Below are 15,363 nucleotides of genomic sequence, written 5' to 3' on the forward strand. Positions count from 1 at the left end.
TCCTCCGCATATGCCCCTTTGACTCCCCTGAAGGAGAGGACGTTGGCCGAGGGAATCGCCGTCTCCGTGCACGACACCGCACCCGTCTGGCGTGGCGACAGCGCGGGCGACGCGCTGCGCCGCTCCGTCGATCTGGCTCAGGCCGTGGAGGCGCTGGGCTACCGGCGTCACTGGGTCGCCGAGCACCACAACACCCCGGCGCTCGCGACCTCCAGCCCGGCCGTGCTCGCCGGGTCCATCCTCGCGGCGACCTCCACCATCCGCGTCGGCTCCGGCGCGGTGCTGCTGCCCAACCACTCGCCGTACGTGGTGGCCGAGCAGTTCGGCGTCCTGGCCGGGCTCTACCCGGGCCGGGTGGACCTCGGGCTCGGCCGCGCCGCCGGAGGCTCCGGCGAGGCCGCCGCCCGCATGGGCGACCCGCGCGGGCTCGACTTCCCGAGCGCGCTGCGTGAGCTGGGCGAGTACTTCGCCGGCGGCAGCGGCGGCGTCCGGGCGATCCCCGAGCCGGCCACGCCGCCCGAGATCTGGCTGGTCGGGTCCAGCGCGTCCAGCGCCGCGGCCGCCGGCCGTCTCGGCCTGCCGTACGTGTACGCGCACGCGATCGTCGGCGCGGGCGCGCCGGAGGCCCTGGAGGCCTACCGCCGCGCGTTCCGGCCCTCGGCCGCCCTCGCCGAGCCGCACGCCTGCGTGGCCGTGATCGCGGTCGCGGCCGACAGCGACGAGCGCGCGCACCGGCTCGCCACGTCCTTCGTGTACGGCCAGATCCTCATGCGCACGGTCGACCCCGCGACCGTCCTGCCGACGGAGGAGGAGACGGCCGCGCACCGGTTCACCCCGGAGGAGGAGCGGTTCCTGCGGGACAAGATCGGTCCCCAGTTCGTCGGCAGCCCCGAGCGGATCGCCCCACGGCTCGGCGACCTGCTGCGGGCCACCCGCGCGGACGAGCTGTTCGTGCTCACCCAGGTGCCCGACCACCAGGCCAGGATCCGCTCCTACGAGCTGATCGCCAAGATCGTCTCGTCGCTGTAGTCCCTTCAAGCGACGGCGCCGCCGATTCAGCACGGCTTTAGAACCGGCGAGCACTGTGTCTGTGGCCGGAGATCCCTTCCGGCCTGGACGTCGCAACGATTGGGACGAGGATGGGTGCTGCCCCGAGGCCCGGAACCACCGCCTCCGCCGTCATGGCGGGGGCCGCCACGCTGATGCTGGCTCTCACCGCCTGCTCCTCCGGAGCGGACGACCCGGCCCCCGCCGCCCAGGGGAAGGCGGAGGCCGCGGGAGCGGCGTCCCCCCGCACCGGCGGCACGCTGCGCCTGGCGGTCGAGAAGGAACCGGAGTGCCTGGACCCCCACCAGAGCCCGACGGAGTCGGCCCGGCTGCTGACCCGGCCGTTGGTCGACTCCCTGGTCTACCAGGACCCGAGAGGCGGTCTCCATCCCTGGCTCGCCCGCGAGTGGACGGTCTCGGGTGACCGGCGGACGTACACGTTCCGGCTGCGGGAGGGCGTCACCTTCACCGACGGCGCGAAGTTCGACGCGGCGGCGGTCGTCGCCAACCTCGACCACGTGGTCGCCCCCGAGACCAAGTCGCTGCTCGCCGGCAGCCTGGTCGCGGCCTACGACTCGGCGAAGGCCGTCGACCCGCTGACCGTGGAGGTGCGGCTGAAGCGGCCCGACTCCGGCTTCCTCGCCGCGCTCGCCCAGCCCAACCTCGGGATCGAGTCCCCGGCCACGCTGAAGGGCCCGGCCTCGAAGCTGTGCGCCACCGTCGTCGGCACCGGGCCGTTCAAGAGCGACGGCGGGCTCACCCCGCAGAAGGGCATCGACTACGTCAGGAACCCGGCGTACGGCTGGGCCCCGGAGGGGGCGCCACGCACGGGCCCCGCGCCACTCGACCGCATCGAGGTCACGGTCGTGCCGGACAACTCGGCCCGGCTCGGGGCGCTCACCAGCGGCCAGGTCGACGTGATCACCGGCCTCGCGCCGTCCTCCGTCGGCACGTTGAAGGGCACCCCGGGCTTCGCCCTGCACACCACGCCGTTCCCCGGCGCCAACTACAGCTACTGGCCCAACACCGCGAAGGGCCCGCTGAGCGACGTCAACGTGCGCAAGGCCCTGCGGGCGGGCGTCAACTGGCGGCAGATCGTGAAGAACGTCTACTTCGGGGTGTACGACGGTGCGCAGGGGCCGTTGTCGGCCAGCACGCCCGGTTTCGACGGCTCGCTCTCCTCCGCGTACGGCTACGACCCGGCCGAGGCGAACCGGCTGCTCGACCAGGCCGGATGGACGCAACGGGACGCGCAGGGCTACCGGACCAAGGACGGCAGGCGGCTCACCCTGCGCCACATGTGGTCCGACCCGTCGGTGAGCACCCTCGCCGTGCAGATCCAGGCCTCGGCCAAGCAGCTCGGCGTCGAGCTGGTCGAGGAGAACCTCGACGGCGGCACTTTCGTCAACCGGCTGCTGGACGGCGACTACGAGCTGATCGACACGAGCTTCTCCTCACCCGGGCCGGACGTGCTGCGGGTGCTGTTCGGCGCCGACAACATCCCGACGCCCAAGCGCGGGATCAGCAACAACATGGCGAGGTACGACAACCCGCAGGTGGAGGCCTACTTCAAGCGGGCACTCGACGCCCGGGACCAGTCCGAGCAGTTCGGCGTCTACGCCGAGGTGCAGCGGCGGGTCACCGACGACGCGGCGGTGCTGCCGATCTACTCGCCGCTGTCCACCGTCGCGGCCCGCGAAGGCGTCCGGGACGTGCGGTTCAACGTCGACGGCACGCCCGACCTGTCCGGCATATGGCTGGCGTCCTGAAGACGTCCCCGGCGGGAGCGGCGGCGGCGCGGACCGAGGACCGCCGCTCCGGCCGGGGTCACGGGTCGCTCGTACGGCTGGTCCTCGTCCGCCTGGCCGCCTCGGCCGGTGTGCTGTGGGGAGCGGTGACGGTGACGTTCGTGCTGCTGCAGGTCATGCCGGGGAGCACGGCCGACGTCCTGCTCGCCCGGACCTCGGTGAGCCCCGAGGTCCGGGAGCGGATCGTGGCGGAGTACGGGCTCGACGACCCGATCCCGGTGCAGTACCTCACCTACCTCGGGCGGATCGTGCGGGGCGAGTTCGGCGAGTCGTACGTGCTGCGCAGGCCGGTGTGGGGCGAGATCGCCGCACAGCTCCCCTCCACGCTTCTGCTGGTGGCCACGACCCTGCTGGCGACGATCGTCGCGTCGGTCGCGCTCGGGGTGGTGAGCGCCAACCGCCGGGCCTGGGTGCGCTCGCTGTTCGCGTCGGCCGAGTCGCTGGTCGTGGCCCTGCCGCCGTTCTGGCTGGGGCTGCTGCTGCTGACCGTCTTCTCCTTCACCCTGCACTGGTTCCCGGCCATCGGGTCCTCCTCGCCGGCCGGGCTGGTCCTGCCGACCGCCGCCCTGGCCGCCGGGCCCACGGCCGTCGTCGCCGGCGTGCTGCGGGAGGGGCTGCTGCGCGCGGCGGACGAGCCGTTCGTGGTGACCGCCCGTGCCCGGGGCCTCGGCGAGACGGCCCTGCGCCTGCGGCACGTGCTGCGCCACGCCCTGGTCCCCGTCACCACGCTGCTCGGCTGGATCGCCGGCTCCCTGATCGGCGGCGCGGTCATCATCGAGATCGTCTTCTCCCGGCAGGGCATCGGGCGGCTGGCGCTGTCCGCCGTGGCGAACAAGGACATGCCCGTGGTCGTCGCGGTCGTCCTGGTGACGGCGATCGCGTTCGTGCTGGTCACCATCGCGGTCGACATCCTCACCTGGGTGATCGATCCCAGGACGCGGGACTCGGGGAGGTAGCGGTGCCCAAAAGCCTGTGGCCCTGGGCGGCCGTGCTGGTGCTGCTGGCCGCCATGGCGGCGGTCCCGTCGCTGTTCACGGGAATCGACCCGGACGCCGCCGACCTGGACGCGACGCTGCGGCCGCCCGGTGCCGGGCACTGGCTCGGCACCGACCAGAACGGCCGCGACCTGTACGCCCGGATCGTGTACGGAGCCCGGCCGTCCCTGCTGATCGGGGCCGGCGCGGTCCTGCTGGCCCTCCTGGCCGGCGTCGTGATCGGGGTCGCCGCCGCCCAGCTCGGCCGGGTCGCCGACCAGGTCCTCAGCCGGTCGCTCGACGTGGTCCTGTCCGTCCCCGGCCTGCTGCTGGTCTTCCTCGTCGTCGCCGTGCTCGGCCCCGGGAGCGGCACCGCGGCCGTCGGCCTGGCGGTGATCTCCACGCCCGGCTTCGCCCGGGTGGCCCGGGCCGAGGTGATCCGCCTCCGCGCGGCGCAGTACGTCGAGGCCGCCCACGGGTTCGGCTGGTCCCGCGCGCAGGTCGTCGTCCGCCACGTGCTGCCCAACGCCGCCGCCCCCGTGCTGGCGCTCGCGACGGTGAGCCTCGGCGCCATGATCGTCGCCAGCTCCTCGCTGAGCTTCGTGGGCCTCGGCCCCCGGCCGCCGACGGCCGAGTGGGGCGCCATGCTCTCCGACAGCCGCGAGCTCCTGGCCCTCGCCTGGTGGCCCGCCGTGTTCCCCGGAGTGGCCATCACCCTCGCGGTCCTGGCCGTCACGCTCGTCGGCCGCCATCTCAACGCCCGCGCCGAAGGGAGGCTGTCGTGACCACCGAGGGAGAGGGCCGCCCCCTCGTCGCCGTACGGGACCTCGCGGTGGGCTTCCCCACCCGGCACGGGACGGTGGAGGCGGTGCGCGGCGTGTCGTTCCGGATCGACCGCGGCCAGGTCGTCGCGATCGTCGGCGAGTCCGGCTCGGGCAAGAGCGTCACGGCGCGCAGCCTCGCCGGCCTGGCGGGGGAGGGCGCCCGGGTCGCCGCGGCCGAGCTGACGTTCGACGGGATCGACCTGCGCCAGGTGCGGGGCCGGGCCTGGCGGTCGCTGCGCGGGCGCCGCCTGGGGTTCGTCCTGCAGGACGCGCTGGGGTCGCTCGACCCGCTGCGCCGGGTCGGCGCGGAGGTGGCCGAGCCGCTGCGCACGCACCGCGTCGTGCCCCCGAAGCAGGTGGACGCCGAGGTCGAGCGGCTGCTCGGCGAAGTGGAGATCCCGGCCCCGCGCAGCCGCGCCCGGCAGTATCCCCACCAGCTGTCGGGAGGGCTGCGCCAGCGCGCGCTCATCGCCTCGGCGCTCGCCGCGCGGCCCGACCTGCTGATCGCCGACGAGCCGACGACGGCCCTGGACGCGACCGTGCAACGGCAGGTGCTCGCGCTGGTGCGCGAGCGGGTGAGCGACGGCACCGCCGTGCTGCTCATCAGCCACGACCTGGGCGTGGTCGTGGAGATCGCCGACTACGTGTACGTGATGAAGGACGGCCTGTTCGTCGAGGAGGGCCCGGCCGCGGCGGTTCTGGAGTCGCCGTCGCATCCCTACACCAGGACGCTGGTGGGCGCGGCGCTCGGGCACGGCCGCCGCGCGCCGCGGCCGGCCGGGCGGCCGGGCCGGGGGACGGACGAGGTGCTCCGGGCCGAGGGCCTGGCCAAGCGCTACACCCTCCCGGGGCGGGGCACGCTCACCGCGGTGGACGACGTGTCCGTCACGGTCGAGGCCGGGCAGACGCTGGGCGTCGTCGGCGAGTCGGGCTCGGGCAAGACCACCCTCGGCCGGCTGCTGATGGGCCTGCTGGAGCCGGACACCGGGCGGGTGCTGCTCGACGGCGCACCGTGGAGCGGGCTGCACGGCCAGGCGCGGCGCACGGCCCGCCGCGCGGTGCAGATGATCTACCAGCATCCGCTGTCGTCCTTCGACCCCCGCTACACCGCCCGGCAGATCCTGGAGGAGCCGCTGCGCGCGGGCCGGACGCCCCGCGAGGAACGCGACCGGCACGTGGCGCGGCTGCTGGAACACGTCGGGCTCGCGCCCGGCGTGCTCGACCGGCGCGCGCGGGAGCTGTCCGGCGGGCAGCGGCAGCGGCTCGCCATCGCCCGGGCCCTCGCCCCCGGGCCGCGGGTCATCGTCTGCGACGAGCCGGTCTCCGCGCTCGACGCGTCCATCCAGTCCCAGGTCCTCGACGTGCTCGCCGACGTCCAGGAGCGGCTCGGGGTGGCGTACGTGTTCATCTCCCACGATCTCGGCGTCATCCGCCGGCTGAGCCACCGGGTGGTGGTGATGAAGGACGGCCGGGTGGTGGAGAGCGGTGAAATGGAAAAGGTATTCGACCATCCCGAGCATCCGTACACGAAAGCGCTTCTCGACGCGGTTCCGCATTTCCGGCCGCGATCGGCGGCGGAATTCAAGGAAGTGGGCGCGACCGGCGCATAAGCCGTTCTAAGGCCGGGCTCAAGGCGACTTGTTCCGCGAATGGCGGCCTGCATACCATCGCGGCGTCCCGTTCACGGCAATTTGTGACGCCCGGTTCCCCAACTCTCGCCGAAGGGAAAAAGGGAAATGACGGAAGCTCCGCCGTACCCGCAGAAGCGCACCTGCCCCTACGAGCCGCCCGCGGGCTACCGCGAGATCGGGGAGCGGGGGCCGGTGCTCAAGGTGACCCTTTTCGACGGGCGCGAGGCGTGGATGGTGACCGGCTACCGGGAGTCCCGGGAGATCCTCACCCACCCGAACCTGTCCTCGCAGCGCACCCACCCCGGGTTCCCGATCGTGGCCCCCCGGTTCCGCTCCCAGATCGCCCGCACGCTGGCGCTGATCGCCATGGACCCGCCGGTCCACGACGTCTACCGCCGGTATCTCAACCCCCACTTCAGCCTCAAGGCGGTCCGCCGGATGCGCCCGGAGATCGAGCGGATCGTCGCCGGGTTCGTCGACCGCATCGTGGAGCACGGCCCGCCCGCCGACCTGGTGCCGCTGCTCGCGGTGCCGCTGCCGTCGCTGGTCATCTGCCGCCACCTCGGCGTGCCGTACGACGACCACGACTTCTTCCAGGACGCCAGCGGCAAGGTGATGCTGGGCACCGAGGAGGAGTCGGCGACGGCGGCGCAGGACCTGTTCGACTACATCGACCGGCTGGTCGCCGAGCAGATCAAGAACCCCTCCGACGGGCTGCTCGGCACGCTCGTCCGGGAGCGGGTCGTCACCGGGGACATCGGCCACGACGAGCTGGTGTCCATCGCCCTGGTGCTGCTCATCGCCGCGCACGAGACCACCTCCTCCTCCCTGGCGCTGGGTGTCATCACCCTGCTGGAGCACCCGGAGCAGCTCGCCCTGCTGCACGGGGAACCCGACCGGCTGCCGGGCGCGGTGGAGGAACTGCTGCGCTACATCGCCACCACCGACCTCGTCGCCACCCGGGTCGCCAAGGGCGACATCGAGATCGCCGGGCACCTCATCCGCGAAGGGGAGGGGGTACTGGTCTCGGGCACGCTGGCCAACCGCGACGCGGCGGTGCACCGTCGTGCCGACGAACTCGACCTCCTGCGCGAGGACAGCCACCACCTGACGTTCGGTTTCGGCATCCATCAGTGCCTCGGCCAGAACCTCGCCCGGCTGGAGCTCGAGGTCGCGTTCAAGGAGCTGTTCGGCCGGATCCCCGGGATCCGGCTGGCCGCCCCCGTCGGCGAGCTGCCCATTCTCGGCGCCGGCACCGTGCAGCGGGTCCTCGAACTCCCGGTCGAGTGGTGACGGCGATGTGGGTGTCGGCGGACCGGGAGCGCTGCATCAGCGGCGGCCGCTGCATGGCCGCCACCTCGGAGGTGTTCGACCAGGACGAGGACGGAATCGTCGTGGTCCTCACCTCGCATCCCGCACCGGAGCAGGAGGACCGGGTCCGCAAGGCGGCCTACCTCTGCCCGTCGCGGGCCATCCGGATCGGCGACGGCCCCGCCGGGGGCTGACGCCCGTCCGCCCCCGGGCCCGGCCGGGCCCACGGCTCACGCACTAGGAAACAGGCGGAACGCATATGACGACAGAGGCGGCACAGGAAGCCTCCCCCCTCCCCTCACTGACCGGAATGAGATTCGTCGCGGCGTTCCTCGTGTTCGTCTGCCACGCGTGCGTGCTGGGCTACTTCCACCCGGACGTCGCGGCCTCGCTCCAGACCTACGCCTTCACGTCCGGGTGGCTCGGCGTGGAGTTCTTCTTCGTGCTGAGCGGATTCGTACTGACCTGGTCGGTGTCCGAGGGCGAGTCGCGCACCCGCATGTGGCGGCGGCGGCTCGTCAAGGTCTACCCCAACCACGTGGTCACCTGGTTCGCCGCCCTCGCGCTGGCGATCTGGGCCGGCCAGTCCGTCGACCTGGTCAAGGCGCTGCCCAGCCTGCTGCTCGTGCACACCTGGCTCCCGCGCGCGGATCTCATCATCTCCATCAACGTGGTCACCTGGTCGCTCGCCTGCGACCTGCTGTTCTACCTGGCGTTCCCGTTCCTGTACGGGCTCGTCCGGCGGATCCCGGCCGAGCGGCTCTGGACGGCCGTGGCCGCCGTCGTCGCGGTGATCGCCGTGCTCCCCGCCGTCGCCCTCGCGGTCCTGCCGGGCACGCCTGCGCTGCCCGGGCAGGAGATGTCGCTCACCCAGAACTGGTTCCTGGTCTCGTTCCCGCCGACCCGGGCGCTCGACTTCGTCCTCGGCATCCTGATGGCCAGGATCGTCGTCACCGGCCGGTGGATCCGGCTGGGCTGGGCCCCGGCGCTGCTGATCCTGGTCGCCGCCTTCGGCCTGCAGATGTACCTGTGGCCGACGGTCTACGGACTCACCGCGCCGGTCGCGCTGCCGCTCGCGCTGCTCATCGCCGCGGTCGCCGTCGCCGACCACAGGGGCCGGTTCAGCCCGTTCCGCTCCCGCGTCCTGATCCGGCTGGGGGAGATCTCGTACGCGTCCTACCTGGTCCACTTTCTCGTCCTGAGCTACTCCCACATCGCGTTCGGAGCCGACCGGACCTGGGACACGCCGTCCGCGCTGTTCCTCGTCACGGCCCTGTTCGGGGTCACCACGCTGCTGGCCTGGCTCCTCACCCGGTTCGTCGAGGAGCCCGCCATGCGCGCCTGGGCCGGCGCCCGGGCCGTCCGGCCCGCGCCGCTGCCGGAGGCCCGCTCGCCCGAACCGACCACCTGACCCCGCACCCACCCCAGAGGCCGCTCAACCACCCAGGCCGGCTCACCCCCCGAGGCCGGCTCACCCACCGAGGCCGGCTCACCCCCCGAGGCCGCTCACCCACCGAGACGGAAGGACGAAGGAGCCACATCGTGAACGCTCCACCGACCACCGCGAACGAGGAACCGTTCGCCTACCCGCAGGACCGGGCCTGTCCCTGGCAGCCGTCCCCCGGATACCAGGACCTGGGGCGGCGGGGGCCGCTCCACCGGGTCCGGCTGTGGGACGGCCGCACCATCTGGATGGTCACCGGCCACGCACAGGCCCGGCGGCTGCTCGCCGACCCGCGCATGTCGGCCGACCGGTCCCGCGACGACTTCCCCGCGGTCCTGCCCCGGCTGGACGCGCCCATCTTCAAGCCCATCGCCATCATCGGGTTCGACCCGCCGGTCCACGACGTGCACCGGCGCCTGCTCGCCCCCGACTTCAGCCTCAAGCACGTGCGCGCCGTACGCCCGCAGGTGGAGGAACTCGCCCGGCGGCTCGCGGCGGACATGCTCCGGGCGGGCCCGCCGGTGGACCTCGTGCAGGCCTACGCACTGCCCATCCCCTCGATGGTGATCTCCGAGCTGCTCGGCGTGCCGTACGAGGACCACGAGTTCTTCGAGGCCAAGACGGTGGGCCTGCTGCAGGCGAAGTCGGCCGAGGACGCCGAGAGGGCGGGCCGCGAGCTGTGGGACTACCTTGACGGCCTGATCACGCGCAAGGAGCGCGAGCCCGGCGGGAGCGGCGTGCTGAGCAGGCTCGCCGGGCAGGTCACCGAGGACGGCGACCTCACCCGCGAGGACCTGCTGCGCATCGCGCTCGCCCTGCTCATCGGCGGGCACGACACGACCTCCCAGATGATCGCGCTCGGCGTCGTCACGCTGCTGGAGCACCCTGACCAGCTCGCCGCGCTGCGGGCGGACCCCGGGGCGCTTCCCGCCGCGATCGACGAGCTGCTGCGGCTGGTCTCGATCACCGACGTCTCCGGCGTCCGGGTGGCGACCGAGGACATCGAGATCGACGGGGAGGTCATCAGGGCCGGAGAGGGCGTCCTGGTGTCCTCCTCGATGACCAACCGCGACCCCGCCGTCTTCCCCCGGCCGTACGAGTTCGACGTCCACCGCACCGTGGGAGACAACGCGGCGTCGGGCCGTCAGCACCTGACGTTCGGTTTCGGCATCCACCAGTGCCTGGGGCAGAACCTCGCCCGGATGGAGCTGGAGGTCGCCTTCTCCGTCCTGTTCGAGGAGATCCCGGGCCTGCGGCTGGGCACTCCGCTGGAGGCGCTGCCCACGCGCAGCGGCGGCACGATGCAGGGCGTCCACACCTTGCCGGTCGAGTGGTGAGCCCCGGCAGGGGAGAGAGAGGAGTCGCGATGAAGGTGACCGCCGACCGGAGCCGCTGCATGGCCGCCGGGCACTGCGCGATCAGCGCGCCGGCCGTCTTCGACCACGGCGAGGACGGCCTGGTGGTGGTGCTCGACGCGGAGCCGGGGGAGGACCAGCGGCGGGCCGTGGAGGTGGCGGAGAACCTGTGCCCGTCCCGGGCCATCGCCCTCCTGGACGCCGCGGCCCCGGCACAGGGCGCCCCGCCCGCGGGCTGACCGGACAGACGGCTGGACGCCGAGGCGGCCGGGGACGACCCATGGGCCGTCCCCGGCCGCCTCAGCGGTCGACGAAGCGCATGCTCTGTTCGTTCCAGCGCTCGCCGTGCACCTCGCCGGCCGGGACGGCGGCCGCGGCCGCCGCCAGGTCGGCCCGGGTCAGGCTCAGGAACACCGCGTCGGCGTTCTCCTCCAGGTGGTCCCGCCGCTTCGCGCCGGGGATCGGGACGACGTCCGGGCCCTGGTGGTGCAGCCACGCGAGAGCGAGCTGGGCCGGTGTGATCCCCAGCTCCCGGGCGAGCTCGCCGAGCCGGTCGGCGAGGGGCAGGTTGCGCGGCAGGTTCTCCGGTGAGAACCGGGGCAGGCCGAAACGCCGGAAGTCGCCCTCCTCGAGCTGGTCGCGGGAGCGGACCGCGCCGGCGAGGAAGCCCCGCCCGAGCGGCGCGTACGGCACCACGGTGATGCCGAGCTCCCGGCAGACCGGCAGGATCCGCCGCTCGATGTCCCGCGACCACAGCGACCACTCCGTCTGCAGAGCGGAGACGGGGGCGACGGCGTGGGCCCGGCGGATCGTCTCCGGCGCCGCCTCGCACAGCCCGATGGCGCGGATCTTCCCGGCGGCCACCAGTTCGGCCATCGCGCCGACCGTCTCCTCGACGCCGACCTCGGTGTCCACGCGGGTCAGGTAGAGCAGGTCGACGTGGTCCACGCCGAGCCGCCGCAGGGAGTCCTCGCACGCCCGCCGCACATAGAGGGCGTCGCCGCGCACCCCGGCGCCGACACCGGGGCCGGGCCGCACCACGCCGAACTTGGTCGCGAGCACGGCCGACTCGCGGCGCCCGGCGACGGCGCGGCCGACCAGCTCCTCGTTGGCGCCGTGGCCGTACACGTCGGCGGTGTCGAGCAGCGTGACGCCGATGTCGAGGGCGCGCCGTATGGTCGAGATCGCCTCGCCCTCGCTGGTCGCGCCGTAGAACTCGGACATGCCGAGGCAGCCGAGCCCCTGGGCGCCGACGGTCAGGGGGCCGATCCGGCGGGTGGGGAGCCGGGTCAGGGTCATGGCGTCCCCCTCGCTACCGGTAGACGACGATCGCGGACTCGTACGTGTCGTGGGTCTCCTTCGCCACGGGCCGGAACCAGCGGAAGCCGATGGCTCCGCGCAGCGGCCCGGCGACGACGACGGCGGGGAACGTCGCGGCCTCGCCGGCCGTCAGCCTGGCGTCGTCGACCAGGCCCCCGGCGCGGATGACGTTGCCGTCGCGCAGCCGGATCTCCTCGCCGAAGTACGCGACGAAGTGGCCGTCGTGCTCCTGCTTGAAGAGCATCCGGCCCGCGCCGGACGTCTCGCCGAGCGGTTCGCCGTCCGGACCGAAGATCTCCAGCCGGACGGTGGCGAAGTCCTTCTCGGTGGGCGTCGTGCCGGTGGGGTCGGCGTTGTTGGAGCGGTACTCCACGACCTTCTCGGTGAGGTCGCGCAGGATGAGCGAGCGGCCGGGCCGGGCGAGCGCCCCGACCCGGTCCGACACGGTCTCCGGCGGCGCGGCCAGGAACGGCAGCAGGAAGGAGCTCACCGCGTGGCGCACCGGCGCGATCCGGTCGGACAACGCGCGTAAATCCATATTCGCCTCCCGAGACGGAAAGTTACGTTTCCGACCCTAGGCGGCGGCGCTCAAGCGTCCCTAAAAGCCGGTCGCCCCTAAAAGCCCATCGCGTACTCCTGTCCGGCCGCCTTCCGCTGAATGGCCAGCGCCAGCTCCATCCGGGAACTCACGCCGGTTTTCCGATAAATGCGAGTGAGGTGAACGTCGACCGTCCGCGTGCTGATCGTGAGCCGGTCGGCGATGTCGCGCCTTTTCATTCCCGAGCAGATCAGCAACGCGATCTCGCGCTCGCGGTGGGTCAGCCGGCCGAATACCTCCAGCCGCCCGAACATCTCCTGACGGGAGGAGGGCTGCGGCGCCGGCCGCGACGCAGGGCGCCTGCCGGTCTGCCTGTCCAGCCAGTGGAGCAGCGTCACCGCCTCCGACCGCCGGGCGATCTCCGCGGCGAGCCGCACGGTGTGGGCCGCCTGGTCGGCGCGGCCCTGCTCGGCGAGCGCCCGCGCCACCTGCCCGAGGGCGTAGCTCTGCTCGATCGGCATGCCGGCCGTGGCGAACAGTTCGGCCGCCTCGCGGTAGCGCCGGGCGGCCTCACCGGGCGCCGCCCGCGTGCGCAGCAGATGGCCGCCGGTCATGGCGGCGTAGGCGAGGTTGTGCGGCATGGGAACCGCCCGGGCGTGCTCCTGGGCGCGGCGCGCCCACTCGTCGAGGGGCATCCCGGCGTCCAGGCCGGCGGCGCACAGCGTCTCCCACATCGTGGGGCGGGTGCCGCTCGGGATGACCCGCAGGTCCGGCCCCCGGCCCTCGTTGAGCAGGAGGGTGACGCAGTGCGTCGGGTCGCCGTCCAGCCAGGCGCACTTGGCGAGCGTCAGCGCGGCGATCGAGGCGCTGCCGTTCACGTGGGTCCCGGTCAGCGCCTGCCGCGCGAGCGCCTGCTGGGCCAGGGACTTGGCCCGCCCGCTGGCCACCGGCTGCATCCACACCTCGGCGGCGGACTTGAGGGCGACCGCCTGCGCGTGCCGCAGCGGGTTGCCCGGGCCCGACTCGACGATCGCCGCGTCCGCCGCGTCGCGGGCCTGCCTGAGCCGGCCGAGGTGGCGCTCGGCCTCGCTGAGCAGGACCAGGAGCGTCGGCAGCAGGAACGGCCGCTGGCGCCTGCGGGCGACGTCGACGCCGCGCCGCACCTGCCGCTGGGCGTCGGCGTTGCGGCCGAGGTAGATGTAGGCGAGCCCGGCCAGCAGCAGGCACTCGACGTGACGCGCCACCAGATGCTCGGGGGTGCGGTCCAGCGACTCCGCGGCGGCGTCGGCGTCGGCCAGGGCACGCTCCACGTCCCCGGCGGCCACCGACGCCAGGGCCCTGAGCCCGAGCAGCCCCGCCGCGACGAGGTCGTCGCCGGCCGCCCGGGCGGCCCGCAGCGCGGAGTCGGCCTCCGCGCTGTCGGCCGCGCGGCCGAGCATCGACACGCGGAAGCTGCGCGCCAGGACCAGGCGCGGCCAGACCGGGGAGTCCCGCAGTCCGGGCCGGTCGAGGAGGTGCCCCAGCAGGTCGAGCATCTGCACGTCCTGGCTGAGCACGCCCTCCACCACCGAGACGAAGGCGACGTGCTCGGCGAACACGGCCGGGTCCACCGGCGCGTCCGACTCGTGCACCAGGAACAGCAGGTCGCGGCTCTCGGGCATCCGGCCGAGACGGCCGAAGGCGGTGCTGAGCGCCAGCCGGGCGCGCGCGCCGATCTCGGTCGAGGGCGGCGCCTCGGCGAGCACGGGCGTCAGCCAGGAGACGCACTCGCTGACGTCGGTCTCCATGATCTCCTGGGACGCGTCGACGATCTGGGCCAGCTCGCCGGCGCGCGCCCTCGACAGCGAGCTGACCAGGTGGAAGCCGATCTGTGTGCCGGCCTGGCCGCGGGCCGAGAGCCGGTGCAGCGCCCGCTGGTGGGCCAGCGCCGCCCAGCAGGGGTCGATCATCTGCCGCAGCAGCGAGCCGAACACCTCGTCCCTGATCGAGAACAGGGTGCCGACGGGCTCCACCCGCACCAGGTCCCGCCGGACGAGGCGGCGCAGCGCGGCGGAGGCCACCAGAGGGTCGAGTGCGGCGACCTCGGCGAGCAGGTCCGCGTCGAACCGGGAGCGCAGGATCGCCGCGGCGTGCAGCGCGTACCGCTCGGTGAGCGTCAGGTCGCGCACCTCGCTCATCACGGCGAACTCGAACGGTGCGAGCGCGCCGTCGCCGCCCGAGCGTGCGCTGCGCTCCAGAGCCTGCAGCGCGCGCAGGTTGAACGGGTTCCCGCCGCTGCGGTGGCGCAGTTCGTACGGCGCGGGAACGGGCGACATGGCCAGCATCCGCTCGTCGTCGAGAGGCGCGAGCTCGATCCGCGCGGTGCGTCCGAAGGCCGTGGTGGCGGCGATGGCCTCGGCCAGGAGATCGGGGGTCTGGCGCGGGCGCAGCGAGACGACGACGTCGGCCAGGGGCACGGGATCGCCGCCGGCGATGGCGGCCAGCTCGCCGATGGTCTCGTCGTCGGCGAGGTGGGCGTCCTCGATCACCACCAGCTCCCGGTCCGGCCGGCTGCGCCGCCGGGCGAGACCGATCACGGGGCGGGCGGGCTCCTCACGCTCACCGGCCCGGCGCGCCCGCCACAGCGCCTTGCGGACGGCGTCGATCGCCCGCTCCCGGTCGCCGGAGGAGCATCGGTGGACGGTGGCGGGGAGGGCGGTCCACTGCCGCTCGCGTACGAGCGCCGACAGCAGGTGGGTCTTGCCGGAGCCCGGCTCGCCGAGGACGGCGACGAGCCGTCCCTCGGAGCCCGGCTCCTGGGTCAGGGACCGCAGCAGGTCGAGCTCGGCCGTGCGCACCACTGTGGACGATGCGGTCTCGGAGATTCGTTCTTCATACACGCTCATTGTCTGTGACGACCCCAGGCGTTTCGTGACCGAAAAGAGCATTTCGGCCCGTAAGTCACTCCTTTCTCGCGTTCTGGGCCGAAACTTCCAGTGGTAGCGGAGAGTGAAGGATCGGACGCCGGTTCCTTCTCGAATCCGGCCTGCGAGAGAAGCTCCGACTTACTCTACATTACCTAGCGCCTTAGTCGGTTTTGTCAACACCAGTCGCTTTCCCCTTGCCGTTCCG

At 73.2% G+C, this 15,363-nt stretch carries 13 protein-coding genes; 10 read left to right on the plus strand and 3 right to left on the minus strand.

Translation table 11 applies throughout. From position 1 onward, the window contains the following. Window positions 1–42 precede the first annotated feature (42 nt). The 10 genes from HHX33_RS28320 (at window position 43) to HHX33_RS28365 (ending at window position 10,633) form a co-directional block, all read left to right on the plus strand. Window positions 43–1,029, plus strand: a complete 987-nt coding sequence (locus HHX33_RS28320) for an MsnO8 family LLM class oxidoreductase (RefSeq protein ID WP_220502306.1) — start codon at window positions 43–45, stop codon at window positions 1,027–1,029. Window positions 1,030–1,139: 110 nt separating this feature from the next. Beyond that, the gene (locus tag HHX33_RS28325; RefSeq protein ID WP_220502307.1) at window positions 1,140–2,816 is read left to right on the plus strand and encodes an ABC transporter substrate-binding protein; all 1,677 of its coding nucleotides are present in this window, start codon (window positions 1,140–1,142) and stop codon (window positions 2,814–2,816) included. Next, entirely contained in the window at window positions 2,801–3,811 is a 1,011-nt protein-coding gene (locus HHX33_RS28330; protein ID WP_182877270.1) for an ABC transporter permease, read from the plus strand. The genes HHX33_RS28325 and HHX33_RS28330 overlap by 16 nt, the downstream gene beginning before the upstream one ends. A 2-nt stretch (window positions 3,812–3,813) precedes the next feature. Then, window positions 3,814–4,614 (plus strand): ABC transporter permease, encoded by an 801-nt coding sequence (locus HHX33_RS28335; protein ID WP_220499863.1) that lies wholly within the window; start codon window positions 3,814–3,816, stop codon window positions 4,612–4,614. Further along, a complete protein-coding gene (locus HHX33_RS28340) occupies window positions 4,611–6,263 on the plus strand; it encodes a dipeptide ABC transporter ATP-binding protein (RefSeq protein WP_182877271.1) in 1,653 nt (550 codons plus the stop codon). Before HHX33_RS28335 ends, HHX33_RS28340 begins: the two co-directional genes overlap by 4 nt. Before the next feature lie 126 nt (window positions 6,264–6,389). Next, entirely contained in the window at window positions 6,390–7,577 is a 1,188-nt protein-coding gene (locus HHX33_RS28345; protein WP_182877272.1) for a cytochrome P450, read from the plus strand. Between the two features lie 5 nt (window positions 7,578–7,582). Then, window positions 7,583–7,789: a ferredoxin gene (locus HHX33_RS28350; RefSeq protein ID WP_182877328.1), complete on the plus strand. Its 207-nt coding sequence runs from the start codon at window positions 7,583–7,585 to the stop codon at window positions 7,787–7,789. A gap of 116 nt (window positions 7,790–7,905) precedes the next feature. Continuing rightward, window positions 7,906–9,006, plus strand: coding sequence for an acyltransferase family protein (locus HHX33_RS28355; RefSeq protein ID WP_220502308.1), 1,101 nt, complete (start codon window positions 7,906–7,908; stop codon window positions 9,004–9,006). A 131-nt stretch (window positions 9,007–9,137) separates the two neighbouring features. Then, window positions 9,138–10,376 (plus strand): cytochrome P450, encoded by a 1,239-nt coding sequence (locus HHX33_RS37435; RefSeq protein WP_182877274.1) that lies wholly within the window; start codon window positions 9,138–9,140, stop codon window positions 10,374–10,376. Between the two features lie 29 nt (window positions 10,377–10,405). Then, on the plus strand, window positions 10,406–10,633 hold the full coding sequence (locus HHX33_RS28365; protein ID WP_182877275.1) for a ferredoxin: 228 nt from the start codon (window positions 10,406–10,408) through the stop codon (window positions 10,631–10,633). Between the two features lie 61 nt (window positions 10,634–10,694). On the opposite strand, the gene HHX33_RS28370 is transcribed toward HHX33_RS28365, so the two are convergent. From HHX33_RS28370 to HHX33_RS37440, 3 genes are all read right to left on the minus strand, one after another. After that, window positions 10,695–11,693 (minus strand): aldo/keto reductase, encoded by a 999-nt coding sequence (locus HHX33_RS28370; protein ID WP_117409459.1) that lies wholly within the window; start codon window positions 11,691–11,693, stop codon window positions 10,695–10,697. Between the two features lie 13 nt (window positions 11,694–11,706). After that, a complete protein-coding gene (locus HHX33_RS28375) occupies window positions 11,707–12,252 on the minus strand; it encodes an allene oxide cyclase barrel-like domain-containing protein (protein WP_165900865.1) in 546 nt (181 codons plus the stop codon). 77 nt (window positions 12,253–12,329) lie between these two features. After that, window positions 12,330–15,089, minus strand: coding sequence for a helix-turn-helix transcriptional regulator (locus HHX33_RS37440; RefSeq protein ID WP_182877276.1), 2,760 nt, complete (start codon window positions 15,087–15,089; stop codon window positions 12,330–12,332). Window positions 15,090–15,363 lie beyond the last annotated feature (274 nt).

Origin of the sequence: Microbispora sp. H10670 (assembly GCF_014161385.1) — a bacterium.
GTDB lineage: Bacteria > Actinomycetota > Actinomycetes > Streptosporangiales > Streptosporangiaceae > Microbispora > Microbispora triticiradicis.